The 25,595-nt window shown below is 33.0% G+C and carries 21 protein-coding genes and 1 pseudogene; 9 read left to right on the top strand and 13 right to left on the bottom strand.

Going from position 1 to position 25,595, the window contains the following annotated elements:
* The first annotated feature begins 28 nt into the window (after positions 1-28).
* Positions 29-970, top strand: a complete 942-nt coding sequence (locus Q5I06_RS06015) for a catalase (protein WP_305517253.1) — start codon at positions 29-31, stop codon at positions 968-970.
* 57 nt (positions 971-1,027) lie between these two features.
* Here Q5I06_RS06015 and Q5I06_RS06020 read toward each other — a convergent pair whose 3' ends face one another.
* Entirely contained in the window at positions 1,028-2,392 is a 1,365-nt protein-coding gene (locus Q5I06_RS06020) for an L-serine ammonia-lyase (RefSeq protein ID WP_305517252.1), read from the bottom strand.
* Positions 2,393-2,521: 129 nt separating this feature from the next.
* Between Q5I06_RS06020 and Q5I06_RS06025 the strand changes: the two genes are divergently transcribed.
* The 4 genes from Q5I06_RS06025 (at position 2,522) to Q5I06_RS06040 (ending at position 7,118) form a co-directional block, all read left to right on the top strand.
* The gene (locus tag Q5I06_RS06025; RefSeq protein ID WP_370690935.1) at positions 2,522-3,763 is read left to right on the top strand and encodes an SLC5/6 family protein; all 1,242 of its coding nucleotides are present in this window, start codon (positions 2,522-2,524) and stop codon (positions 3,761-3,763) included.
* A 110-nt stretch (positions 3,764-3,873) separates the two neighbouring features.
* A complete protein-coding gene (locus Q5I06_RS06030) occupies positions 3,874-4,080 on the top strand; it encodes a 2-hydroxymuconate tautomerase family protein (RefSeq protein WP_305517250.1) in 207 nt (68 codons plus the stop codon).
* A 105-nt stretch (positions 4,081-4,185) separates the two neighbouring features.
* Positions 4,186-6,348 carry a TonB-dependent receptor gene (locus Q5I06_RS06035; RefSeq protein ID WP_305517249.1) on the top strand — a complete coding sequence of 721 codons (2,163 nt, stop codon included), beginning with the start codon at positions 4,186-4,188 and terminating at the stop codon, positions 6,346-6,348.
* Positions 6,349-6,365: 17 nt separating this feature from the next.
* Complete coding sequence (locus tag Q5I06_RS06040; protein ID WP_305517248.1) at positions 6,366-7,118, top strand: class I SAM-dependent methyltransferase; 753 nt, start codon at positions 6,366-6,368, stop codon at positions 7,116-7,118.
* A gap of 6 nt (positions 7,119-7,124) precedes the next feature.
* On the opposite strand, the pseudogene Q5I06_RS08775 reads toward Q5I06_RS06040, so the two are convergent.
* Both Q5I06_RS08775 and Q5I06_RS06050 read right to left on the bottom strand, forming a co-directional pair.
* Positions 7,125-7,748 (bottom strand): annotated as a pseudogene (locus tag Q5I06_RS08775) (BglII/BstYI family type II restriction endonuclease).
* Positions 7,736-8,059 carry a DNA methyltransferase gene (locus Q5I06_RS06050; RefSeq protein WP_305517286.1) on the bottom strand — a complete coding sequence of 108 codons (324 nt, stop codon included), beginning with the start codon at positions 8,057-8,059 and terminating at the stop codon, positions 7,736-7,738. The pseudogene Q5I06_RS08775 and the gene Q5I06_RS06050 overlap by 13 nt, the downstream one beginning before the upstream one ends.
* A 171-nt stretch (positions 8,060-8,230) precedes the next feature.
* Here Q5I06_RS06050 and Q5I06_RS06055 point away from each other — a divergent pair, with 171 nt between their 5' ends.
* Positions 8,231-9,478, top strand: a complete 1,248-nt coding sequence (locus Q5I06_RS06055) for an aromatic amino acid transport family protein (RefSeq protein ID WP_305517247.1) — start codon at positions 8,231-8,233, stop codon at positions 9,476-9,478.
* Between the two features lie 13 nt (positions 9,479-9,491).
* On the top strand, positions 9,492-10,652 hold the full coding sequence (locus Q5I06_RS06060) for an N-6 DNA methylase (protein ID WP_305517246.1): 1,161 nt from the start codon (positions 9,492-9,494) through the stop codon (positions 10,650-10,652).
* A gap of 10 nt (positions 10,653-10,662) precedes the next feature.
* On the opposite strand, the gene Q5I06_RS06065 is transcribed toward Q5I06_RS06060, so the two are convergent.
* The 5 genes from Q5I06_RS06065 to Q5I06_RS06085 are packed head-to-tail and all read right to left on the bottom strand — an operon-like array spanning position 10,663 to position 17,705.
* Complete coding sequence (locus tag Q5I06_RS06065) at positions 10,663-11,760, bottom strand: Eco57I restriction-modification methylase domain-containing protein (RefSeq protein WP_370690938.1); 1,098 nt, start codon at positions 11,758-11,760, stop codon at positions 10,663-10,665.
* Between the two features lie 56 nt (positions 11,761-11,816).
* Entirely contained in the window at positions 11,817-12,446 is a 630-nt protein-coding gene (locus tag Q5I06_RS06070; RefSeq protein WP_305517244.1) for a restriction endonuclease, read from the bottom strand.
* Complete coding sequence (uvrA, locus tag Q5I06_RS06075) at positions 12,418-15,264, bottom strand: excinuclease ABC subunit UvrA (protein ID WP_305517243.1); 2,847 nt, start codon at positions 15,262-15,264, stop codon at positions 12,418-12,420. The genes Q5I06_RS06070 and uvrA overlap by 29 nt, the downstream gene beginning before the upstream one ends.
* Positions 15,265-15,302: 38 nt before the next feature.
* A complete protein-coding gene (gene ruvA, locus Q5I06_RS06080) occupies positions 15,303-15,881 on the bottom strand; it encodes a Holliday junction branch migration protein RuvA (protein ID WP_305517242.1) in 579 nt (192 codons plus the stop codon).
* 9 nt (positions 15,882-15,890) lie between these two features.
* Positions 15,891-17,705: a FapA family protein gene (locus Q5I06_RS06085; RefSeq protein ID WP_305517241.1), complete on the bottom strand. Its 1,815-nt coding sequence runs from the start codon at positions 17,703-17,705 to the stop codon at positions 15,891-15,893.
* A gap of 77 nt (positions 17,706-17,782) precedes the next feature.
* On the opposite strand from Q5I06_RS06085, the gene murJ reads away from it, so the two are divergent.
* A complete protein-coding gene (gene murJ, locus Q5I06_RS06090) occupies positions 17,783-19,225 on the top strand; it encodes a murein biosynthesis integral membrane protein MurJ (protein WP_305517240.1) in 1,443 nt (480 codons plus the stop codon).
* 12 nt (positions 19,226-19,237) lie between these two features.
* Entirely contained in the window at positions 19,238-20,641 is a 1,404-nt protein-coding gene (gene cysS / locus Q5I06_RS06095; RefSeq protein WP_305517239.1) for a cysteine--tRNA ligase, read from the top strand.
* Positions 20,642-20,679: 38 nt separating this feature from the next.
* Here cysS and Q5I06_RS06100 read toward each other — a convergent pair whose 3' ends face one another.
* The 5 genes from Q5I06_RS06100 to thiS form a co-directional block, all read right to left on the bottom strand.
* Positions 20,680-21,186, bottom strand: a complete 507-nt coding sequence (locus tag Q5I06_RS06100; protein ID WP_305517238.1) for a chemotaxis protein CheW — start codon at positions 21,184-21,186, stop codon at positions 20,680-20,682.
* A complete protein-coding gene (locus Q5I06_RS06105; protein ID WP_305517237.1) occupies positions 21,179-23,533 on the bottom strand; it encodes a hybrid sensor histidine kinase/response regulator in 2,355 nt (784 codons plus the stop codon). The genes Q5I06_RS06100 and Q5I06_RS06105 overlap by 8 nt, the downstream gene beginning before the upstream one ends.
* A gap of 58 nt (positions 23,534-23,591) precedes the next feature.
* On the bottom strand, positions 23,592-24,560 hold the full coding sequence (locus tag Q5I06_RS06110) for a chemotaxis protein (RefSeq protein WP_305517236.1): 969 nt from the start codon (positions 24,558-24,560) through the stop codon (positions 23,592-23,594).
* The gene (locus tag Q5I06_RS06115) at positions 24,557-25,300 is read right to left on the bottom strand and encodes a metallophosphoesterase (RefSeq protein WP_305517235.1); all 744 of its coding nucleotides are present in this window, start codon (positions 25,298-25,300) and stop codon (positions 24,557-24,559) included. The genes Q5I06_RS06110 and Q5I06_RS06115 overlap by 4 nt, the downstream gene beginning before the upstream one ends.
* A 62-nt stretch (positions 25,301-25,362) precedes the next feature.
* On the bottom strand, positions 25,363-25,587 hold the full coding sequence (gene thiS, locus Q5I06_RS06120) for a sulfur carrier protein ThiS (RefSeq protein ID WP_305517234.1): 225 nt from the start codon (positions 25,585-25,587) through the stop codon (positions 25,363-25,365).
* Positions 25,588-25,595: the final 8 nt, after the last annotated feature.

Below are 25,595 nucleotides of genomic sequence, written 5' to 3' on the forward strand. Positions count from 1 at the left end.
TCTTATCTAAAACTAAAGGATAAAATAAATGAAATATATATTTTTAATACAAGCATTACTTGTAAGTATTGTTTTTGCAACTGAATCTATCACCCCTACACAGACGGCGGATTTTTTCTACCATAAATTTGGGGACAAAGCTGATCCACATAGAAAAGTCAATCACACAAAGGGTTTTTGTGTAAGTGGTGAATTTTTACCACGTAAAGATATTAGAGAGTTTGTAAAAGTTCCTCTTCTTTATACTAAATCAGAAGTTTTAGCTAGATATTCTATCGGTGGAGGTAATCCAAAAGCAAGTGATAAATCTAGTGCTCATGGATTTGCCTTGAAGCTCAAGAATGGAAAACAAGAATGGGATTTTGCTACTCTTAATAGTGTCATCAATTCAGGAAAAACCCCTGATGTGATTGTAAAATTTTTGGAGGTCATCGGAGATCCTACAAAGAAAAAAGAACTTCAAGAGCTTATAAAAAAATACCCAAGCGTCAAAAGAGCGATGGATTATGGAGATACTATAGGTGTTCCTGTAAGTTTGGCAAATGTGCAATTCAATACACAGCATGTTTATAGGGTTTCTGATTCTGATGGTAAGCTAATGAATGCAAAAATAATATTCGTTCCTCAAGCAGGGATTATTGAACTCTCTGAAAAAGAAGCTAAAAAGGTGGGGGATGATTTCTTAGAAAAAAGACTTGAGGCTGACCTAAAAAAAGGTAGTGTAAATTATTATATGTATTTAGTCCTAGCAAACCCAAAAGATCCTGTAGATGATATCAGTGCGGCTTGGGAAAATACAAATAAAAAAATATTTTTAGGCACACTTGAACTAAAAACCTTCAAGGGCAATAGTTGCAATACAGATTTGTTTTTACCCGGAATGCTTCCAAATGGCGTACAAGCACCAGTAGATAGTGTATTTGAATTTAGAAATCAAACCTATAGCATTACTCATCAAAGAAGAGAGTAGAAAATACTTAAGGAGGGCGAGATGCCCTTTTAATCTTTTGATTTTTGCAATTTCTTACTAACAGAGGCTAGAGAGCGTTGTTGCTAATCCTCCAAGTGAAGTCTCTTTGTATTTGAGATTCATATCTTTACCTGTGTTATACATCGTGAGGATGACCTCATCAAGCGTTACTTTTGGAGTACTTTTGCGACTCATCGCCATTCTAGCTGCCATAATTGCTTTGATAGCTCCAAAGGCATTTCTCTCAATGCATGGAATCTGAACAAGACCACCTACTGGATCGCAGGTAAGTCCTAGATGATGCTCCATCGCACTTTCAGCAGCATTTGAGGAAACAAAGGCATCTGCTCCAAGTACTGAAGCCATCGCCGCTGCTGCCATTGAACTAGCAACTCCAATCTCAGCTTGGCATCCAGCTTCTGCTCCACTAATACTTGCATTTTTCTTATATAGTGATCCTATCAACATTCCTACAAGAAGGAATTCTATTGCCTTTTGGTCATTAAAGCCTAGTGTATGGTTTTTTAGATACAACATTACGGCTGGATTAACCGCACAAGCCCCATTTGTAGGAGCGGTCACAACCTTTGCTCCACTAGCATTTTCTTCAGCAATTGCGATGGCATATAAAGAGATAAAATCGATGATTCCAAGCGGATCTGCTGTGGGCTGAATTCTGTTAAAAAGACCAGGTGCTCGGCGATTGAGCTTTAGGTTACCTGGTAGAGTATTTTCTTGTGGTTTGATGCCGTTGTTATAGACTTCCTGCATAGTCTGCCAGATTTCTAGGCAATAATTATGTATAAACTCTAGGCTATTGAATTGTAATTCATACTCTAGCGAAGCTTGAATTAGATTTTTGCCTTCTTTGCGACAAAACTCAAGAATATCTTTTGAGTGATTGAAAACAAGCTTATTGTCTGTGAATTCTTCTTGTATGCCATTTTCTTTTATATCTTGGAGTTCTTGAGCTGTTTTTACAAATCCTCCACCGATGGAATAATAAGTTTCTTCACTGACTATATTTCCTGCTTTATCAAGTGCTTTTAAAACCAAACCGTTTTCATGTAAGAGTAAGAATTGTTTTGAAAAGATCAAATCTCTTTGATAATCAAAGTTTATTTCTTTCTTGCCACATAGGTTTATTTTTTTATCTCGAAGTGCTTTTTCTATAATACTTTGTTGAGTGGAAGTATCAAGATTTTTTGCTTCTATGTTGTTAAGCCCCCAAATGATAGCTTTATCGCTTAGGTGTCCTTTGCCTGTAAGTGAGAGCGAACCATAGAAATAGATTTGAATTTTTTCTATTATGTTTAGTTGATGGGAAATTTTTTCACAAAACAAATTTCCAGCTAACATAGGTCCTAAAGTGTGAGAAGAAGATGGGCCAACGCCTATTTTAAATATATTGAGGTTGCTCATAATGTTGCCTTAAATGGGATTTGGAATTATATATCAAATTTTGAATAAAAATCTAAAGTATATTTGAAACAAAAGTATTGTTTTGTATAATAATAATGTTTCTAAACTAAACAAAAAAGAGGATAGATGATGAATAAAAAAGATTTGTTGTGGATGTTTAGTCTTTATGGCACTGCAATTGGAGCGGGGGTCTTATTTTTACCGATCAAAACAGGGATAGGCGGATTGGTACCTTTGATAATGATGCTAGTTTTGGCTTTTCCGATTACATTTTTGGCACATAGGGCATTGTGTCGATTTGTACTTTCTTCTCCTGCAAGTTCTGATGATATTACCGTGGTTGCACAAGAGTATTTTGGAAGATTTGGAGGGATGATTATCACTTTGTTGTATTTTTGTGCAATTTTTCCCATACTACTTATTTATAGCGTGGGAATTAGTAATACTATTGATAGTTTTATCGTGCATCAGTTGGGTTTTGCTTCTCCAAATAGATTGTTATTAACTTTTATTTTGGTTGGAATTTTGGTCTTAACAGTGAGTTTTGGTCAAGATGTTATTGTAAAAGTAATGAGTGTTTTGGTATTTCCTTTTATTATTGTGCTAATGCTTATAGCACTTTCTTTGATACCAGAGTGGAATTTGGATTTGTTTCATAATATTGAGTTTTCTTGGCATAAAGATATTAAAAATTTATGGCTCATGCTTCCTGTGATGGTGTTTGCATTCAATCATTCTCCTATTATTTCTTCTTTGGCAGTTTGGACAAAAAAAGAATATGGCGATGCTTGTGATAAAAAAAGCACGAAAATAATTGCCACAAGCAATGTCTTAATGATAGCAACTGTAATGTTTTTTGTATTTTCTTTTATGATGTGTTTAAATGTAGATGACTTCAAACTAGCACAAGAAGAAAATATATCCATTTTATCCTTGGTTGCAAATATTGCTGATAGATTTGAAAATCCTATTTTCAAGGTTATTTCGCCTATTTTGGTGTATGTTGCACCATTAGTTGCTTTTGTGGCGATGGGAAAATCCTTTTTTGGGCATTATTTGGGGGCTCAAGAGGGGTTTAATCAGATTTTATTCAAACTCTCATTACAAAAAATTACTCCAAAAATAAGTAAAAAAATCACGATTTTATTCACTTTTATTGTTTCTTGGCTTGTGGCGTACGCAAATCCACAAATCCTTAATATTATTGACAATATTGTTGGACCGGTTTTGGCGATTATATTATTTATAATGCCATTATATGCGATATATAGATTTAAAGCTTTGCAAAAATATAAAAAACCTTTGCAGAATTTATTTATTTTGGTTTTTGGATTACTCACAATTTCTGCGGCGGTTTATACGATTTTTTGATAACAGAAATAAAAATTAATTTTGAGTTTTAGCACTTAATGCTAAACCCTCCATAGATTATAAAATGCTAGAAATAGGAGGGGTGTAATTAAATAATTTAAAGGAAAAATATGCCTTTTGTTAATATTAAAATCACACAAGAAAATGGAGAACCTACATCAGAGCAAAAACAAGAACTTATAAAGGGAGTTACAGACTTACTAGCAAAAGTTCTTAAAAAGAATAAAGCCTCAACTGTGGTGATTATTGATGAAATACAGACAGATAATTATGGTCTTGGGGGTAAGAGTATCACCGAAGTGAGGAAACAAAAATAAATCTATAAGTTTTAATCATGAATCTAAAATAGCTTCTTATTTTCTACATATTTATTGAGTACAATCATTGCTTAGCGATGTTATTTGTTGTAATAAGGTAGATATATGAAAAAAGTATTTGGTATTTTTATGTTTGGCAGCTCTCTTTTGGGTCAGGAGAGTTATTTATTAGATAGACAGGTTAGCAGTGCGACAAGAACGCAGAGCAGTATTGAAAAAGCACCCGGAAATATTAGCGTTATCACAGAAAAGGAGATAAAAGATAGAAGTCCTCAAAAAGTGAATGATCTTATCAAAAACTATGAAGGAATTCATATCTCAAATGATGCAGGACTTAATCCTCGACCTTCTATCACTATACGAGGAATTACTAATGGCACTCTTGTAATGTTAGATGGGGTGATATTGAGCGATCTAGAAGGGGAGAATAGAATATTAGATGAACTTTCTCTTTATGATGTCTCAAGAGTAGAGGTTATCAGAGGAGCATTTTCAAGTCTTTATGGAACAGGTGCTATTGGCGGAGCGGTAAATTTTATCACTTCAATGCCCACAAAACTTGAAAGCATTGCTTTGGTAGGTTATGGAAATGCATTCAAAAAAAATCAAGCAGATATGAACATTGTTAGAGGGTATGCAAGCATAGGAGATGTATTTTTAGATAAAAGACTGCGGGTAAAGGCAAGTTATGGATTTACTACTTCAGGAGGCTACCCAAGTGTCCCGGCATTTGGATCAATGGGGGATTTTATCAAATTAATTGGTATAAGTGGTTATAGTGTAGATAGGGCAGGGAACTATATCGCCGGAGATACAGGTAGAAGAGAATATGTTCTTAATGATGGGAGAATAAAAATTGAATATGATTGGGGAGATAGTGATACTACATCTTTGATGGCTTCAGTTTCTAATCATCATTATGATTTTATTTCCCCTCATAGCAATCTAGTGGATGCTTCAGGAAGGGTTGTATATGGAAATAGTTCTTATAATCCATTTATAGGAAGTGGTTATGAAGGAATTGGCAGTTATACGCATTATATTGCTTCTGTCTCACATATACATAGTTTTGCAGATGATTCTATGCTTAAAGCTACACTTTCAAGTGTGAATTTGTACAGTTATTGGCTAGATGCAGATATTTCAGCAATTCCTCTGCCAACAATTGCTGGAGGAACTGGATATTCTCAAGATATTTATAGCACTAGCAATTACTTGGATATTGTATATGACAAAACTTTTGGGGATCATACCTTAAGCGTTGCTCTGCAAGGACGATACATGGCATTAGATCAGCTCAACTATGGAATGAGTGATTGGAAGGTGAGAAAATATGATAAAGGTCTCTTGAAAGCCTATGGGGGAAAAGCTTTTCTAGGTGCAGGATTTGCTCAACTAGATAGTGCCTGGAGTGATAATTTGAATACGACTTTAGGCATTAGATATGATTATTGGAAGAATTTTGCTAATTACACTCAAATCAAATATCAAAAAACACCCGTAGGCAATCTCTCACAAAGCTCTTTTTCTCCAAAACTCTCCATCAATTACAATTTTTTAGATAGAGCGGTTTTTAAAACCTCTGTAGGAAGTGCCTTTAGAGTTCCAACTTTGAGAGAAATATTCCGTATCAGTACTTCCACGCAAAAATGGATCAATAATACAGAACTTAAACCTGAAAAAGGAATATCTTTTGATGTAGGTACAGATATCAATAGCTTGAAAGGAGGAGTGTTTAAAATTTATTATTTTCAAACAGAACTTTTCAATATAATCTATCGAAGTGGTAATGGAAAAGATATTCCCTATCAAAATAAAAATGCAGGAGCAGGGAGAATAAATGGTGTTGAAATAGGTTATCTTCAACCGCTAGGAGGATATTTTTTGTTGAATACAAATTATACTTATACTAGTGCTAAAATAATTAAAAATTCTGCCAAACCCTCTACTGAGGGAAAATTCATTCCTAACACGCCTGAACATATTGCCCATGTAGCTTTACTTTATGATTCAAAAAAAGGTATTTATGGCTCAATTGAGGGGAGCTTTCAGTCCAAATCTTATAGCGATGATACTAACACAAAGGTTTTCAAAAATACATTTGGATATTACGATGATCAACTTTATTTTAATGCAAAAATAGGCTATGTGTTTGAAAATAATCTTGATTTGAGTATAAGTTTTTTAAATTTTACAAATAATCGCTATTATGACTATTATCAAGTTGCTGGTGCTTCGTTTTTTGCACAGGCAAATGTTAGATTTTAAATTAAAAGAGTGAATTAATGTTAGAAGAAATAAAAGAATATTGGAGTGAGCGATCATTTAGCTATGCACAAGAAAACCTAGCTGAACTAAATGGTGAGAAAAATCACCTTTGGAGCAGTATATTTTTTAAATATATCTATGATGATTTTAGAGGCAAAAAGGTTTTAGACATCGGTTGTGGCCCGGGAATATTTTCGATTATATTATCCAAGCTTAATGCAGAGGTAATAGGATTGGATTACACTCCCAGTATGATCGAATGTGCGAAAGATAATGCCTTAAAACACAATACTCAGATTGAGTTTTGTGTGGGTGATGCACATAATCTGATTTTTGAAGATAATAGTTTTGATCTAGTTGTTTCAAGAAATCTGACTTGGAATTTAAAAGATCCAAAAAAAGCATATGAACAATGGTATCGTGTATTAAAAAAAGGAGGGAAGATTTTCAATGCTGATGCAAATTGGTATCTACAACTCTATAATAAAAAACAAAATGAAATTTACAAAAAAGACAGAGAAAAGATAGCAAAATTAGGGATTCCTGATCATATGACCAATCTATACCCCAATGCTCAAAAAATGGAAGAGATTGCAAAATCACTTCCTCTTAGCAAGATAGAGCGACCCAAATGGGATGAGGAGGTTTTAGATTTTATAGGTTTTAGACAGATTGCTTGTTATAGGGAGTTTTATCAAGAGATTTGGAATGAAGAAGAGAAGCTGATGTTTAATGCAACACCAATGTTTTTGATAGTAGGAGAGAAGTAAGAATTATCACTCTGTTAGTCCAATCAAAATAATTAGGACAGTTGGATTTGAACGACCTTCTCTAACGATATTTGTAAGTTCATTTTCATACCAGGCTACGCCAGTAGACATTTGTTTCATAAGGCTGTGCATAGGAATAATTTCAACACCTATATCAATGTCATCAAGTTGATAAAAAAATGTGTGCTTGACATGGAGATCATATTGTACTGAAAAATATTTTCCAAACTGCACCTAAATAGCGACTCTTTATTTAACAAAATCTATTTGATTGTATGTTCTGAATGCTTTAAAACCTCTATTTTCTATTTCTCTTTTTTGAATATCTCTATCTTGAATATTATAGGTTTCCTTAGTTGTCTGCAGATCTTCATTTACAAAATAAGATGTTCTTTTGTCTTGCCAACCGAACTTTTTGAATTCTTCTTGAAAAAGTTTATTTAATTTTGATGGAGAATAGAGCGTTCTCCCTAGTTTTGTTTTTTCTTTATTAACTTTTTCAAAAGCTTTGTTTGCGTCAACATTTTCAATCGCTATTTTGATTTCTTTTAGCAAATGTGGTTTTCTAATTTCTAAAAATTCTAGACCATTTAGATGACTGTAAATCTGACCTATTTTCATTTGGTCCATTCAGTGGGAATTTGTGCAACTTTATCAGTTGATTTTGGTTTATATATCTCTTGATGGATCGGACGAGTGATCAATTCACCATTTAAGAAACTATCTATTCTCTTAAGACCAATATCAACATATTCATTACTTAGTGCCAAAATATATCTTTCGACTAATTTTACCGGGAATTGGCAAGGATGATTTGATTTTTCTGGATGGTTGTTTTTTACATTTGGAATATCCCATATTTTAGCATCCCAATCATCGATTAATCGATTTAGAGTTATCTCCCATAAATCCTCAAGATTTTTTCCTTTTTCCTTTAAGATTCTCGCTTTTTAATTGATTTTCAAAACTTTAGAAATATAATTTAGATTTGCTCCTTCTAGTGACACTAGAGGATGGAAAGTCATATTTTTAAACTGTTATTTTTATGAGGAATATTTTTTTAACTATAATTCTTACTAGAGATTTAAAACAAAAAAACAAAAGGATCAAATATGAATAGGCGAGATTTATTCTGGGCGTTAAGTCTTTATGGTACAGCTATTGGAGCAGGAGTTTTATTTTTGCCTATTAAGATGGGTTCTGGCGGACTTATTCCGCTTGTGATGATGCTTATTTTGGCATTTCCAGTGATTTTTTTATCTCATAGAGCATTGTGTCGTTTTGTAATATCATCAGATGCGACTTCTGATGATATTACAGTTGTAGCACAGAAGTATTTTGGAAATATAGGGGGGATGATAATCACGATTTTGTATTTTTGTGCTATTTTCCCTGTATTGCTTATTTACGCTGTAGGAATTACAAACACTTTAGACAGTTTTATTGTTAATCAATTACATATGAATGCCCCCAATCGGTTACTTTTATCATTTGTTTTGGTGGGAATTTTGATTTTTATCGTGAGTTTTGGACAGGAAGTGATTGTAAAAGTGATGAGTGCTTTGGTTGTGCCATTTATTATTGTATTGATCCTCATAGCCCTTTCACTGATTCCAGAGTGGAATACCAATCTATTTAAAAATGTGGATTTTTCTTGGAGTAGGGATATTAAAAGCTTGTGGTTATTGCTTCCTGTGATGGTATTTTCTTTCAATCACTCCTGCATTATTTCTTCACTTGCTGTATATTCTAAAGAAAAATATGGCAAGGATGCAGATATAAAAAGCTCTAAAATTATAGCTACAAGCAATATCTTAATGATAGCAACCGTGATGTTTTTTGTATTTTCTTTTATGATGTGCCTAAGTCCTGATGATTTCAAACTCGCACAAAGTGAAAATATTTCCATTTTATCTCTTCTGGCCAATATTGCTGATAGATTTCAAAATCCTATCTTCAAAGTCATTGCTCCTATTATGATATATGTTGCTCCTGCAATCGCTTTTGTAGCCATGTGGAAGGCATTTTTTGGGCATTATTTAGGAGCACAAGAAGGGTTTAATCAGATATTATTCAAACTCTCTAATCATAAAATTAGTCCATCATTTGCCAAAAAAATCACTATTAGTCTTACTTTTATTATTGCCTGGATTGCTTCTTATATGAACCCTCAAATATTAGGGATGATAGATAAATTTGTCGGACCTGTTTTAGCAATAATCCTTTTTATTATTCCTCTGATAGCTATTTATAGTTTTGATGAACTCAAAAAATACAAAAAACCTTTGCAAAATTTATTTATTTTGATTTTCGGATTGCTTACGATTTTTGCGGCGATTTATAGCATTATCTATAATTGAATGATGGAAATTTATGAATATAGATCAAAAACATTTAGATAAAAAATCTACCGTCAATCTAGGAAGTTATTATACTCCCAAGCATTTGGTGGCATTGGTTTATGAAATGCTCAAAGGAAATGTTGTTAATTTTCCACAATACACGATTTTAGATTCATCTTGCGGATATGGATCGTTTTTACAAGATGATATAAAAAATCGCCTCATTGGGGTTGATATTGATATAGAAGCTATAAAAAAGGCAAAGAAAAATATAAATACAGAATTTATTTGTGAGAATTCTCTAAAAGATGTTAATCGTAAAGTTTTCAATATTAAAGAAGATGAAAAGCTTGTTGTTATCGGAAACCCTCCTTATAATGATACAACCTCTATTATCTGTAGTCACATAAAATATGCACCAACACAAATAGATGCTGATATAAAAACGCGTGATTTAGGAATGTCTTTTTTACTCTCTTATAATAAATTAGAAGCTGATTATGTCTGCGTTTTGCACCCTTTATCTTATCTCATCAAAAAATCTAATTTTTCTTTGATTTCAAAATTTGTCAAAAATTATAAACTCATCAATGGAGTGATTTTTAATTCTCAAGAATTCTCTAGCACTTCTAGAGTAACTGGCTTTCCAATACTCATAGGGTTATATCAAAGGGATTGCGTTGGAATGAGCTATGATTTTATCAAAGATTTTGACTTCAAAGTTAAAGAAGGAGGAATTTTTAGGTTAAACTCTTTTGATAGTATCGCAAACTACATTCATAAATATCCTAATAAAAAAACCCTCAAAGAAGATGAACAATTTGTCGCAAGATTTTATACTCTACGCGACATAAATGCTCTCAAAAGAAATCGCACTTTTATAAACACTCATAGCAATAATGCAGTTTATGTGCATGAAGAAAAATTTCCATATTATTGTTATATTGATGTTTTTAAAAGATATATTGATAAAATGCCGTATTTTTTGGGAAACTGTGATGTAATGATTGATAATGAAAGGTTTGAAGAGATTAAAGAGTGCTTCATAGAAGAGAGTATTCGCACCAATTCTATCCTGAAAGATTCCTTCAAGCCTAAAGGTATCGCTGATGTAGAACTTAAAATAAGGAATTATTTTAAAGAGCTATTTGCAAAAATACTAGGAGAACAATATGCAAAAACTTTTGACTGATGAAATGATTTTAAATAAAACTGAACTTACCAAACTCTTCTCCAAGTAAGCAATTTTCCAAGCTCTTTTGTGAAAATAAAAAACGACCATCGCAAATAAAGCCAAGTTCTTCCCAATTGACGTTGTTTAATAAAAGACAAATTTCTTGGAGTTCTTTAGCTGTAGTTTTAAACTTTGGAAATATGGCAAGTATAGATCCATCATATGCTTTTGATGGATGGATGAAAAATGGTTTTTTATTCCTTGTTTTTGTATTCACATAAATCCTAGATAAATCGCTTTTAAAATAATCTCTCCCCCATAAAAACCAATTGGATTCATTGAAGTTTTTGATTTTTCTTTTTATTAGAGTTTCTTTATGCTGTTCTAGCTGTATAAGATATTTGTTGTAAATCATTTTTCTAGTTTTTCCTGTCTTGCAAGTCGTAGAGCATACAAAATCTTCATTTCCTAATTTTTCATTAGAAAATACTTTATCATTCCCACTAACTGCACCCACTTTTACAAAAAATAAATCTTTAAATTTTATAAAATAATTATTATCTGTGAAGTATATTTGACCATTATTGCAACTAAAATTTTTCACTAAATTTGTTTTTCTAATAAAATTATTTTTTTCAAATCTCCATATTGCACAATTAGGCTGGGCATCTTTGAAAATCTTCTTATCTCCTAGATCAATAAAGTCGGTGATTGTTCCATTTTTATATAAAAACTCATTGAGTTTGATAGAAGATGTTAGTTTTAAAAAATCTCTAGGCGTTATAAAAATTAGCTCACCACTATTTTTTAGATGCAAGATGCATTTATAGATGAATAATAGATATAAATTTGTCCTATTATCAAATAACCTTGAATAGGAATATAGAAGTGTTTTGGTGTTATCATTAATTTCTTTATAAGCTACATATGGAGGATTTCCTATGATGGTGTCAAATTTATTTTCAATGCTATAACTAAAAAAATCTATGTTTTTTACATTTTTATTTTTGATAACCCTAGAATCTAATTCAATACCTACTGCATGTGAGGGTAAATGGTCTAAAAATGCTCCATCTCCGCAGCTAGGCTCTAATATACTCCCTTTGTTTTTTATAAGTCCTATCATTTCATCTACAACAAAAGTAGGAGTAAAAAACTGTCCTAAAATTTCTTTGGAGTGATTCAATCTATCAACCTCTTAAATTCTGGAAAATATTCCACAAATTGGTCATATACACGACTTCTAAGTCTAAAGGATTTTCCCATTGTCTTAAGTAAATAATCTCTTGCTTCTTCAAAGGTTCTATTTATTGCGTATTTATTCTCGTCCCATTTAGCTTGAAATGGTAGATTATTTCCATTTGGAACTATTTTATTTATTGTTTTTAGTGATGCTATATAGATATCTTTAGGATTATTTTTATTTACGATTAGAAAGTAGTAATCTTGATTGTTTGGAGTTATGTCTTCTCTCAAATTCCTTAAATAATTGCCCCAATCAATCTGATTATCAAAACTAGGAATCCTTCCTGTTAGGGCATAATATATGCCAACTTTGCAGTTTAGGTTATCTGTTGTATCTGTTTTGGTTATTTTGATATTCACAGGGATATATTGACCATCTTCTTCAAAACAGAAATCTTTCCAATCTCTCTTTTTTGGATACTGGATTTCAGGAAATTTTATTTTGATGATATTGAGTAATTCATCTTCGTTAAAGGCAGAGTTAATGCGTCCATCTCTGCTTTGTTCAGAAAGATTCAAATTAAGACTTTTTAGATATTCAACTATTTTTTCTAGTTTTTTTAGCATTTTTGTTGTCCTCTTCTAATTCTTGTGCTAAAAATTTAGCTGTATAAGAGTGGGACTTTTCGGCATTTTTTGCAATCTCAGTAGGTGTTCCTATATCTACGATTTTTCCACCCTTATCTCCACCTTCAGGTCCTATGTCAATGATATAATCAGCATTTTTTATCATATCTAAGTTGTGTTCGATGACAATCATAGAATTGCCAAGCTCAACTAGATGGTGTAAAACCTTTGTAAGTCTATCCACATCAGCAAAATGAAGCCCTGTGGTAGGCTCATCTAGTATATATAGAGTTTTTCCGGTGTCTTTGCGACTGAGTTCTTTGGCGAGTTTGATTCTTTGGGCTTCGCCACCACTTAGAGTTACTGCATTTTGCCCTAATGTAATATATCCAAGACCAACATCCTGAAGCGTTTTGAGCTTTGAGGCTATTTTGGGTATTTTGCAAAAGAATTCACAAGCATCATCTACACTCATATTTAAGACATCTGCGATGGATTTGCCTTTGTATTTGATTTCGAGTGTTTGAGGATTGTATTTTGCACCGTTGCAGGCATCGCATTTTACCATCACATCAGGGAGGAAATGCATTTCAATTTTTATTTCACCTTCTCCTTGACATTTTTCGCATCTTCCACCTTTTACATTGAAGCTAAACCGACCGATTCCATAGCCTAAAATTTTTGCTTCTTTGACTTCAGAAAATAATGTCCTGATATCATCCATTACGCCTGTATAGGTTGCAGGGTTACTTCGTGGAGTTCTACCAATTGGGCTTTGATCTAAATAGATGACTTTATCAAGCATTTCAAGTCCATCAATTTCTACACCATCACATTTTTTTATTTTTTTTGCATTATTAAGAAGTTCTTGTGCCACTGGGAGAAGTGTTTGGAGTATTAGGGAACTTTTGCCACTTCCACTCACTCCAGTGATACATACAAAGTTTGAGAGTGGAATTTTGAGGTTTAGACTTTTGATATTATTAATAGTTACATTTTTGATTTCAAGCCATTTTTTTTGGGGTCTATTGTGCGGATAAGAGATGGTTTTTTTTCCATTAATGTATTGAGAAGTTTGAGTATTGGAAGTGAGCATTTTTTCAATCGTTCCTGCAAAAACTACTTCACCACCATTTTTTCCTGCACCAGGCCCAATATCTACAATAAAATCAGCATTTTTAATAGTTTCTTTGTCATGTTCTACAACAATAACTGTATTTCCTTTTTCTTGCAGATTTCTTAGGGTTTTTATAAGTTTTAACGTATCGCGTTCGTGTAGTCCGATGCTTGGTTCATCTAAAACATACATTACCCCCGTTAATCCGCTGCCTATTTGACTAGCAATTCGTATTCTTTGACTCTCGCCTCCGCTAATAGTCCTTGCATCTCTTCCTAGACTAAGATATCCTAGTCCTACATCATAGAGGAAAAAAAGCCTTTCTTTAATCTCTTTTAAAATAGAAGCTGCTATGAAACTTTGCTGTTTTGTTAGGTAGCTAAAATTATCATCGTTATTGAAAAAACTATAACTTTCTTCAATGGGCATATCAATAATATCCCCGATTCCTTTTTGTGAAACCTTCACGTTTAAAGAAGGAGCTTTTAGGCGATGACCATTGCAGGTTGAACAGGGTTTTTCACTCATGTAATCACCCAAATCTTTTTCGTCTTTAAACATATCGTAGGCAATTTGTATGATACCTTTCCAAGGACGCTTGAGTGTTGAATTTTTCCAGATAAATTCAACTTCATTTCCATTGCCATATAACAAAGCGTTTTGTTCGTGTTCTTTTAGATCTTCAAAAGTTTTATTACCATCGATTTTATTTGTTTTGCAAAACCCACTAAAAAGCTCAGCATAATAGCTACGATTAAATCCAAAAATAACTTTTATTCCGCCTTTGTTTAAAGGCAAAGATTTATCTAGTATTTTTTTGATATCAATGCTGTATTTGCTCCCTAAACCCCCGCAATTTTCACAAGCTCCTTTAGGAGAGTTAAAAGAAAAACTTAAAGGCTCTAGTGGTTCAAAGCTCACCTTGCAATCAAAACAAGCTAAATGCTCACTATAATGTATAAATTCATTATTTTTTTCATCATCTTTAATAATTTCTATTTCAAGCTCCCCATAAGTTTCTTTGAGTGCTTTTTCTATCGCTTGAGCTATCCTTGAATGATTTTCTTTATTGATAATAACTCTATCTATAATAACTTTAATGGTGTGTTTTTTTGTTTTACTTAGTTCTATTTCTTCATCCAACCGTACCATAACGCCATCTATATATGCACGGACATAGCCCTTTTGACGTAAATCTTGAATCTTATCATTAAAACTTCCTTTTTTTTCTTTGACGATCGGAGCTAAAATGATGATTTTGCTCTCTTGAGGTAGAGATAAGATTTGGTCTATAATATCAGTTTGACTCATTTGTGAGATAGGTTTTCCGCATAAATGACAATGTTGTGTTCCAACTCTAGCAAAGAGTAGCCGTAAATAATCATAGATTTCCGTGATAGTTCCCACTGTGGAACGTGGATTTTTACTTGTAGTTTTTTGATCAATGGCAATAGCTGGAGTTAGACCTTCAATTTTATCAACATTAGGTTTGCCTACTTTGTCAAGAAATTGCCTAGCATAACTTGATAGAGATTCAATATAGCGTCTTTGCCCTTCAGCATAAAGAGTGTCAAACGCTAGAGTTGATTTTCCTGAACCACTTAATCCCGTGAAAACAATCAACTTGTTTTTTGGAATTTCTAAATGGATATTTTTGAGATTATTTTCTTTTGCACCGATGATTTTGATTTTATCTAGCAATATGTGCTCCTATTTTATATATTTTAATTATAACTTAATTATTTTAGTAACTTTAAAGCTTCTTTGATGATTTCTTGGGTGCTAGAACTTGTTATGGTTTTGAGAACTTTTGCAATATCTGTGCTTTTAAACCCTAGACTTTGGAGTGCCAAAAGTGCCTCGTTTTGACTACCTTGGTTTGCTGAAATATTGTGAGAATCTGTAAGTTCGCTCCAAAATCCTGCTAAATCTACCATAATTTTACCCGCACCTTTTGCTCCAATACCTGGAACCCTCTGAAGAGCTGCTATGTTTTTTTCTTCAATGATTTTTCCAAAGGTTTGTGGGGTATAGGTGGAGAGAATTGCGAGGGCAACTTTAGGTCCTACGCCGTTTATCTTGATAAGACGTTCAAAGGTGACTTTTTCTATATCTTCAATAAAACCAAAGAGCAGATGAGCGTCTTCACGAATAATCTGACTGATAAGAAGGGTTAGTTTTTCACTTTTTTCTTTTTGGGTATTGAGTGCATAGCTTGTATTAGTAGAAATATGTATGCCATAGATGAGACCATTAACTTCAAATTCAAGCCTAGTGGGCTCTAGTTTGTGAATATTTCCAATCATACCAACTATCATTTTTTATCCTTAAGAGATTTTTTTTGTAATTTTTTTGGTTTTAGAGTCAATATAAATATCCACATTTTCACCATCTTTGAGCGTAAGGAGCTGATCGGTAGCTTTAGGATACCTACGTTGATAGATGATTTCATTTTCTTGTTTCCACTCTGAGTTGGTGTTGATTTTGGCACGAAGAGTTTCATCTTCTATTTGCATTAGATTATAAACAAGTTGTTTTATTTTTTCTTGTAGATTGAGCAGTTCTTTTTTTAGTACCTTAAGTTGTTTGACATGAATGCTAAATTCTTGATAGGCCTTTTTGATATCTTCATCATTAAGCATCACTTTTTGAACTGACTTATCAGCTGCTTTTATCTTATCAATGATGGGTTTATTTTTTTTAGCTTTGGAAATAAGAAATTGATATTCTTTTGCCATTGAACGCATTTTTGTTTTTAAAAGAGAGATTTTTTTATTTATAAATTCTATTGTCTCTTGCGTTGGTATATGAGAACTAGAAGAGATAACGAACTCATTGTTTCCGCCTTGAATTTCTTTGAGATTGCACTCAGAAGAAAAATTTATTTTATTATTGGATTTGAGCTTTTTAATGGAAATTTTTTTTGAATATATGGTGCCACCACTTGAAGTTTCTATGGAGCAGTCATTGGCTTGTATGAATCCACAGTCTAGATTTTTGACAGTGATATTTTCTCCATAAAATTTACCTTTGTGGGTAATGATTTTAGCTTCAGTGGCATTGACAATGCTGCTTTGATGAGTTTGCCCTTTGATAGAAATAGTTTGTGCACGAAGTTCTACATTTTCTCCAATGCTCCCGACAACATCAATTGTTGTAGCTTCTATAATCATATTTGCTCCAACTGCATCATTAAGGTCATCATCTGATGTTATGGTGAGTGTAATGCCACTATCTAGACCACCCAAAAATATTGGTGCATTGATGAGTTTCATCGAATCAAATTCATATTTGGTATTGAAAGTAATGAAATTGTTGAGTATTTTTACATAACCTGAAATCAATGATTTAAAAAGCCATTTATCAGCGGTTTCTTCTTTTCTTACATATGTTTTACTGAAGGTTATGGGAGGTATTTGATCTATTTTTTTCGTATCCATTTTGACAAATACTCCCTTTAGATTTCGCCCATTTTTTCCTTCAATTGGTTTGATATATTCAGCGATAACTCCATCTACCCCAACCCCAAAAAAAGCATTTTCAGGAGCTATTTTTGATTTTTCTTTTTCCCATTCTTCTTTAATTGTGAAATGAAATTCTGCAGGCTTATAAGGAATCAAGTCAGGAGCAGTTTTTAAAAGGATTTTTTCAAATAAGCATTCTACTTTAGATTCTTTGAGTTTGGTTTTTAAATTCTCGCGTTGCTGAAATTGTTGGCGAAAGATGATTTTGTTTTGTGCCATCAAAGAATCAATAACGCCAAAAATTTCTTCAAAAAACCTCTCGTCATCTATCATTACAAAGGATTCATCAAAAAGTGCATAAACCTTATCGGCATTAGGCGTGATTTCAATATTTATGCCATAATCCTTTGTCTTAGGTCTTATCCTAATATCATAAGTTTGATGGACAAAAAAATCTTCCTTAATATAGAAATTATCTTTTTCGAATTGGGCAAGTTCATTGCCTGTAATCATATGAGGCTCATCTTTTTCATTAATTTTGATAAAAGTATTGATATTGAGAACATCAAACCAAATTTTCTCAATAGCTATTTTTGAACTTGTGGAAAATTGTTGGAGTTGATCGTTTATATTTTCGCAATTTTTGATCACTTGAGGCACAAAATTCAAAGCATCCATAGACTCTCCATTTTGGTGTTCTTATTTTATTATTGTACAATAATAAAGAAATATTATCGGGTTCAGAAGGAAGAATTTTGCTAAGAAGAGCTTTTTTTACCAATAGTAGTGGCATTATGTGTTCTCGTGTACTTGGATTTTTTAGAGACATTTATACTGCTCAGATTTTAGGGGTGGGTGTTTATAGCGACATTTTTTTCGTAGCTTTTAAATTTCCCAATCTTTTTAGACGAATTTTTGGTGAAGGAGCTTTTGCTCAAAGTTTTTTACCAAGCTTTATTAGCAGTCAAAGAAAAGGTATTTTTAGCGTAAATGTATTTATTATTTTTGCTTTAATATTGGGTTTTTTCTCTGTATTGGTTTGGGCAGGGTCTAGTTGGGTTACCAAACTTTTAGCTTATGGATTTGATGAACAAACTATCGTATTAGCAGAACCTATCGTTGTTATTAATTTTTGGTATTTAGAATTGGTTTTTATCGTAACATTTTTTAGCACGATTTTGCAGTATAAAAATAATTTTTGGGTGAGTGCCTATAATAGCACATTGCTTAATATTTGTATGATTATCGCATTGTATTTAGCAAAAGATTCTGATATGATGGATGTAGTTTATATTCTAAGTTATGGGGTTTTGTGCGGGGGTATAGCTCAGATTCTACTACATTTTTATCCTCTGTATAAACTTGGTTTTTTTAAGCTTTTTTCTGTAGGTATTAAGCAAATATACCTCATAGGATTTTCCAATATCTCTAAATCAAAATCTTTAGCAATTGTTGCAAAAAATGATTTAAAAAACTTTTTTAAGCAATTTTTACCTTCTGTATTAGGGAGTTCCACAGCTCAAATCGCTTCATTTATAGACACAGCACTTGCTTCATTTTTGGTTAGCGGAAGTATTTCTTATTTGTATTATGCTAATCGTATTTTTCAGCTTCCTTTATCTATTTTTGCTATAGCGATCTCAACTGCACTTTTTCCCATGGTTGCAAAAGCTATCAAAAATTCTCAAGAAAAACAAGCTTTAGCTAGTATGAAGAAATCCTTTTGGTTTTTGTTTGTAATGTTGCTAGGATGTACCATCGGTGGGATGATGCTCAAGAATGAAATCATTTGGTTGCTATTTGAAAAAGGAAAATTCCTTAGAAATGACACTTTGATATCTGCAAATGTGTTTGCAATGTATATGATAGGTCTTTTACCTTTTGGACTTGCAAGAGTTTTTTCCTTGTGGCTTTATGCACACAAAAGACAAGGTAGGGCAGCTAGTATTTCAGCGATTTCGCTTTGTTTTGGCGTGATTTGTTCTTTGGTTTTGATGCAGTTTTTTCAAGCACAAGGACTTGCTCTAGCTGGAAGTCTTAGTGGAATAATGCTCTTTGTTTTGAGTGTCAGAGAGTTTGGCATAAAGAGGTTTTGGGATATAATCTCTTATAAAAAAGGTTGGTTTGCTTTGGTTGTTTTGGGTATTATTGAGATTGTTGTTTTAAAGATTTTTTTGCATTTTTTCCATATTAATTGAAGAAGGTTGTGTATGAAGATTTATGATAGTAGACAAAAACAAAAACTGGATTTTATTCCCATCATAGAGGGTAAGGTCAGAATGTATGTTTGCGGTCCTACAGTCTATGATGATGCACATTTAGGACACGCTAGAAGTTCTATAGTGTTTGATTTATTGGCCAGAGTTTTACGAGCAAATAATTATGAAGTTAAGTTTGTTAGAAATTTTACAGATATTGATGATAAAATCATTAGAAAAGCCATTCAGATAGGAAAAAGTGTAGAAGAGATAAGTTCGGAGTATATTCATTCATATCTCGCAGATATGGATGCTTTATTGGTAAAAAGACCTGATGTAGAACCAAAGGCTACAGAGAGTCTTAATGAGATTGTAAAGATGATAAGCGTACTTTTAGATAAGCAAATCGCTTATAGGACATCTAATGGAGATGTTTATCTATCTGTGGATAAAGATAATCTCTATGGCAGTATCAGTCATAGAGGTGGAAAAGATGATGAAAATATTTCTCGTGTGGAAGAAAATGTTGCCAAAGAAGGACAAAGAGATTTTGCCTTATGGAAAGCATATAAAGGCAAGGATGATGTAGGATATGAGACATCCTTAGGATTTGGGCGTCCAGGTTGGCATATCGAGTGTTCAGCAATGATTGAATATACACTTGCATATGAAAATATGTCTCATAAAATAGACATTCACGGAGGAGGGGCAGATTTGGCATTCCCTCATCATGAAAACGAAGCTTCGCAGACTAGATGTGCGAGTGGAATTGAGATTGCAAAGTATTGGATGCATAATGGATTTGTAAATATCAATGGCGAAAAGATGAGTAAAAGTTTAGGGAATAGTTTTTTTATCAAAGATGCTCTGAAGATTTATGATGGAGAGATTTTAAGAAATTATCTATTAGGAGTGCATTATCGGGCAATTTTAAATTTCAACGAGGAAGATCTTGTTGTGAGCAAGAAACGTCTAGACAAGATATATCGACTGAAAAAAAGATCAATAGGAGTAGATGGGGCAGTCGATAAAGAATTTCAAACTCAATTGTTAGAGGCTATGAGCGATGATTTGAATATTTCTAAAGCATTGAGTGTTTTAGAAGAAATGGTGAGTGCTTGTAATGAAGCGATAGATAAAAATCCAAAAGATAAAACTATTAAAAGTAAAGCCATAGGAAATATCGAGTTTATTTCCGAACTTTTAGGTATTGGTGGGGGAGATCCGGTTAGATATTTTCAACTTGGCGTGAGCGAAGAGCAAAAAATACAGATTGCAAAAAAACTTAAAGAACGCGATATGGCAAAAAAAGAAAAAAATTTTTCCTTAGCAGATAGTATTCGAGAAGAATTGGCTAAAGATGGGATTATCCTGATGGATACCCCAACAGGAAGTGTATGGGAAAAAGTAAATTAAGTTCTTATGTGAGAATCTTATTTTTGATAAAACAAGAGTTAAAAATCTCTTTTTAAAAGCGTTTCTATTTTTAAAATGGTAACAAGTCTGTCTTCTCTTTTGCCCACTCCATACATCAAATCATGTTGTTCTGCTAGAGTTTCAGGAACTGGATCAATATCTGATTTTTTGAAACGGATTGCTTCTGTGAGTTTATCGATAACAAAACCAGCGATTTGATCATTGTGTCTTACTACAAGATAACGAGTATCTTTATCCTGCTTGGCCACAGAAATACCAAATTTCAATCTTAGATTGATAAGGGGGAATACATTTCCTCTGAGATTAAAAACCCCTAATACATAGTTTGGAGTTCCTGGTACACGGGTGTGTTCGATAGGTTTTACGATTTCAATCACATTTAAAATAGGCACAGCAAATTCTTCATTGCCTACAATAAAGCCAATCACTTGAAGTACATCTTCAATATCTTCTTGTTTGTTTGAACGTTCATTGCTTTGTTTTTGTTTGTCAAATACTTCTTTGAGTGTTTTAGTATTATTCATCACTTGCTCCATCTGTATTGAGTTTTATGTTTCGTTTAACTACATTTGCCAAATATTCAGGAGTATAAGGCTTGGTAATATATTCAGTCATTCCAGATTCCACACCACGCATTCTATCTGTTTTGCTTGTTCGGGAAGTCACTGCAATCAGAGGGATATTTTTGAATTTATTGTATTTTCTCACTTCTGCTGCAAAGGTATATCCATCCATTCTTGGCATTTCTATATCCACAAGAACGGCATCAGGAATTTTTTCGCCATTTTTTACAATATCAAGTCCTTCAAGCCCATTAGAAGCTTCTAGGACTGTTACTCCTAGAGGTTTGAGACATTTTTTCATAATTGCCCTATCAGTGCTACTATCATCGATAGCAAGGACAACATAATCACTTGGAGAATTTCTAACTCTAGAGGCTTCTGCCTCATCAATGAGTTTATTGATACTGACCTTGACATTTTTTGCCATATCCATCATCGCTGCAACATCTACTATAAGAGTGATTTTTCCATCCCCTCTAACGGTTGCTCCAGCGATACCTGTGGTGCTTTTGAGATAGTAACCAAGCGACTTGATAACTACTTCCTCTTGTCCGATGAGATAATCCACAATCACACCGATTTTTTGATCTGCTAAACCGACAATAACAACATAAACTTCATTCATCGCTTCTAAAACAGAATCGACCTTAAAAATATCTGCTAAGCGAACCAATGAAAGTACTTCATCTCGTAGTCTTAGAACGCTCTTGCCATCTACGGTATAAATCTCATCTTGACTTACGCGCACAGTTTCAAGAACAGATGATAAAGGAATAGCATAATATTCTTCTTGAACTCCCACTAACAATGCCTGTATAATTGCTAGAGTGAGTGGAATCTTCAGTTTTTGAGTAGTACCAATGCCTTTTTCAGATTCTATCTCAATAATGCCGTTGAGTTTTTCGATATTTGTTTTCACAACATCCATCCCAACTCCTCTGCCTGAAACATTTGAGATATTTTTCGCAGTAGAAAAACCGGGCTTAAATATGATGTTGAAGGCTTCCTTTTCGCTCATACTATCGGCTTCACGTTCGGTAATTACACCTTTTTCTATAGCTTTTTGTTTGAGCATATCAGGATCTAAACCCTTCCCATCATCAGATATTTCAATGACGATATGATTTCCCTCATTGTAGGCTTTGAGCTTCACAACTCCTGTTTCTGATTTTCCTGAATTTTGTCTAATTTCTGGAGTTTCTATACCATGATCACAGGAATTTCTGATGATATGAATAAGCGGATCTCCAATTTCTTCAACTATAGATTTATCCAGTTCTGTTTCCTCTCCTGTGATAATAAGATCGATATTTTTTCCTAGTTCTCTAGAGAGATCGCGAACCATTCTTGGGAATTTATTAAATACTTTTCCTACAGGCTGCATTCTTGTTTTCATTACAGCAAGTTGCAAATCGGTAGTAACTGTCGAAATAGAAGAAACAACTTGATTGAGCTCTTCAAGGAATTTTTCTCCATCATATCGCTCTTCTACATCACCATAAATTCTAATCAAACGATTTTTTCCTAGCACAAGCTCTCCGATGAGATTCATCAAAGAGTCCAAGCGACGTACATCTACCCGTACGGTTTGTTCTACACCTGTAGATGGGGTTTTATTTTCATCAGTTTTTGGCTTATTTACTTCTGGTTTAGTCTCTATTTTTTGGGTTTCTTGAGGTTTGCTTTCTTTAGGAGTTTCTTCAGGTTTATTTTTCTTTTTTTCTAAACGTTTTTGTCTATCAGCTTCCTGACGTTTTTCCAAAAGCCTTTGAATTTCAGCTTCAACCTCCTCTGTACTCATATTTGAATAGTCCATATCTGGTTCATCTGCGAGAGGGTTACAAGAGGTTGAAATATTTTGGTTTTGAGTGGTTTGCACTGAAGGTGTATTACTTGGAGTAGAAGGTGAATCTCCTTTTTCATTTGAGATTGCTTGAAGTTGTTTGACGCTATCAGATATATCAATGCCACTATTTTGATCTGTTCCGTTGTCTCTAATTGCTATTAATAATGCCTTCATCAGATCAATAGAAGGGAGGACGACATCCATAACATCGTGAGTCAGTTTGATTTCTCCTTTTCGAGCTTTATTGAGGACATCTTCCATGTTATGAGTTAGATTTGTGAGTGTGTCAAAGTTTAGGAACGAACTAGAGCCTTTTATTGTGTGGGCAACCCTGAAAATCCTGTTGAGGAGTTCTAAGTCTTGAGGATTGTTTTCAAGCTCAACCAAATCTTGATCAAGTTGTTCAATCATCTCAAACGCCTCAATCAAGAAGTCTTCCATTATCTCTTGCATATCATCCATTTAGCACCTCTTCAAATAATAATTTAAGTTTTTTATTCTACAATGATTTTGATTTTATTTAGCCTAAAATTCTTGATATTTCATCATAAAATCTATCTGCATCAAATTTTACCAAATAAGCTTTTGCTCCTAAATCTCTTGCTTTTTGTGCGCTATACTTATCACAGATTGAAGAGTTGAATATTAGGGGAATATCGATAAATCTTTTGTCGCTATAGATTTGTGATAGAAAGTGAAAACCATCCATTTTAGGCATTTCTACATCAGAAATAATAAGCTTTAAATGTTCTTGAAGGTTTTCTTTGAATTCTTCATAGAGTTTTTCTAGTTTTTTTAAGCCATCTTCCCCGTCAATAGCCTCTATAATTTCAAATCCCATATTTAAGAGATTTTTTCTGATCAGCTTACGTGCTGAATTACTATCTTCTAAAAATAACACTAAGCCTTTGAATTTAAGTTTTGGAAGCTCACTCATTTCTTTTTTGTTGTTGTCTTGATGCAGATCTAAATCATCTATAATGCTTTCTAAGTCCAATATAAGCAGGGTTTTTTCATCCTCAATCCTCGTAGTGCCTGTGATTTTCTCTCTTTCTGATGTACTAGAAGAGTTAAAAGGGGCTGGTTCTATATTTTGCCAGTTGACTCTTCGAATACGTTTTGTGCAATCAACAATAAAACCAATTTTTACATTATTAAACTCAGTAATAATGACATTTTTTTCTTCAGAGCTTTTGGAATGTATTTTTTGATTTAAAGCTGAAAGATTTTTTTCGCAGATACCCATCCATTTGGAAAGATCAACAAGAGGAATGATGGTTCCTCTCAAATCAAATACTCCAACAACATAATCGGCACTTGAAGGAAGTTCAAAGACTTCAGGCATTTTTATGATTTCTTGAACTTTTGCTACATTAATTCCATAGATACCTTCATATGGCTTATTATCGCGCATTTCAAAAATTCTAAAATCAATAAGTTCGATCTCATTTGAACTCAATTTCAGCTTTTCTATATTGTTTTCTCTCAAATGTCCATCCCATTGTATTTGCTAGATTGTATAACAAAACCACTTTTCTCGCAATAAAAAGAAGGAAGTGAAAAATAGTTTTGAAAATTTTTTCCTATATGAAAATGTCCTTCAATAATCCCTTCAATTGGCTCAAAACGATGTTTTTTGATAAAATTTAAATATTTATCAATTCGATTATTAGCGAATTTTTCAAAATCCTTATCGTTTAGTTTAAATCTTAGAATAGGTTTTTTATAAATTTTTTTTGAAATAAATTTATAAATAAATCCCAAACTTAATCCATCCAAAATTTTTAAAATACTCAAACAAAAAGGATTTGTCAGTGCTTGAATATAGGCATTATAAGTTGTCGTAAGAAAAATATCTCCGTGTGCAAGTAAAAAATGCTTTTGTTTGTAGCAAAATGAAGCTGGTTGAAGACTTCGAGGATATATTTTTACTTTTGGCAACAAAAAACTATCTATTCCAAAATCATGATTACCTTCAAAGTAAAAAACTTCACATTTTTCAGAAAGCTCATTGATAAGCTGAAGTAAAAAGGCATTTTCTTTTCTGCTTGAAGGAATATGCCCTATCAGGAGATGAAAAATATCTCCCATAAAAAAAACTTGAACAGGCGGAGAGGCTATTAATTTTTCTAGCAATTGAGGTAGGGTATTATCACCTCTGATGTAATGAGAATCGGAGATGAAGAATGCGTCATCTTTTATCTCTGGATATGTAGAAATATTTTTCATAATCTTATAGTATTCCCATAGAAAGGAAATATTTTTTTATTTTATGCATGTATTGACTCGATCTAACTCTGCGATTTTGGCAATAATGTTCCACCGCCCATAAATTGTAAAAATTCGAGTTTATCATTTTCTTTTGGGATTGTGTTGCCCCAGTCTTGTTTTTTGATTACCAATGAGTTGAGTGCAACTGCAACGACTTTAGACTCAATGCCTAGATTGTCTAGTATTTGTTGAATATTTAGATTTTCTGAAAATTCCTTATTTTCACCGTTAATAATGAGCTTCATTTTGTTCC

The sequence above is a fragment of the Helicobacter cappadocius genome, assembly GCF_030688855.1.
Classification (GTDB): domain Bacteria; phylum Campylobacterota; class Campylobacteria; order Campylobacterales; family Helicobacteraceae; genus Helicobacter_J; species Helicobacter_J cappadocius.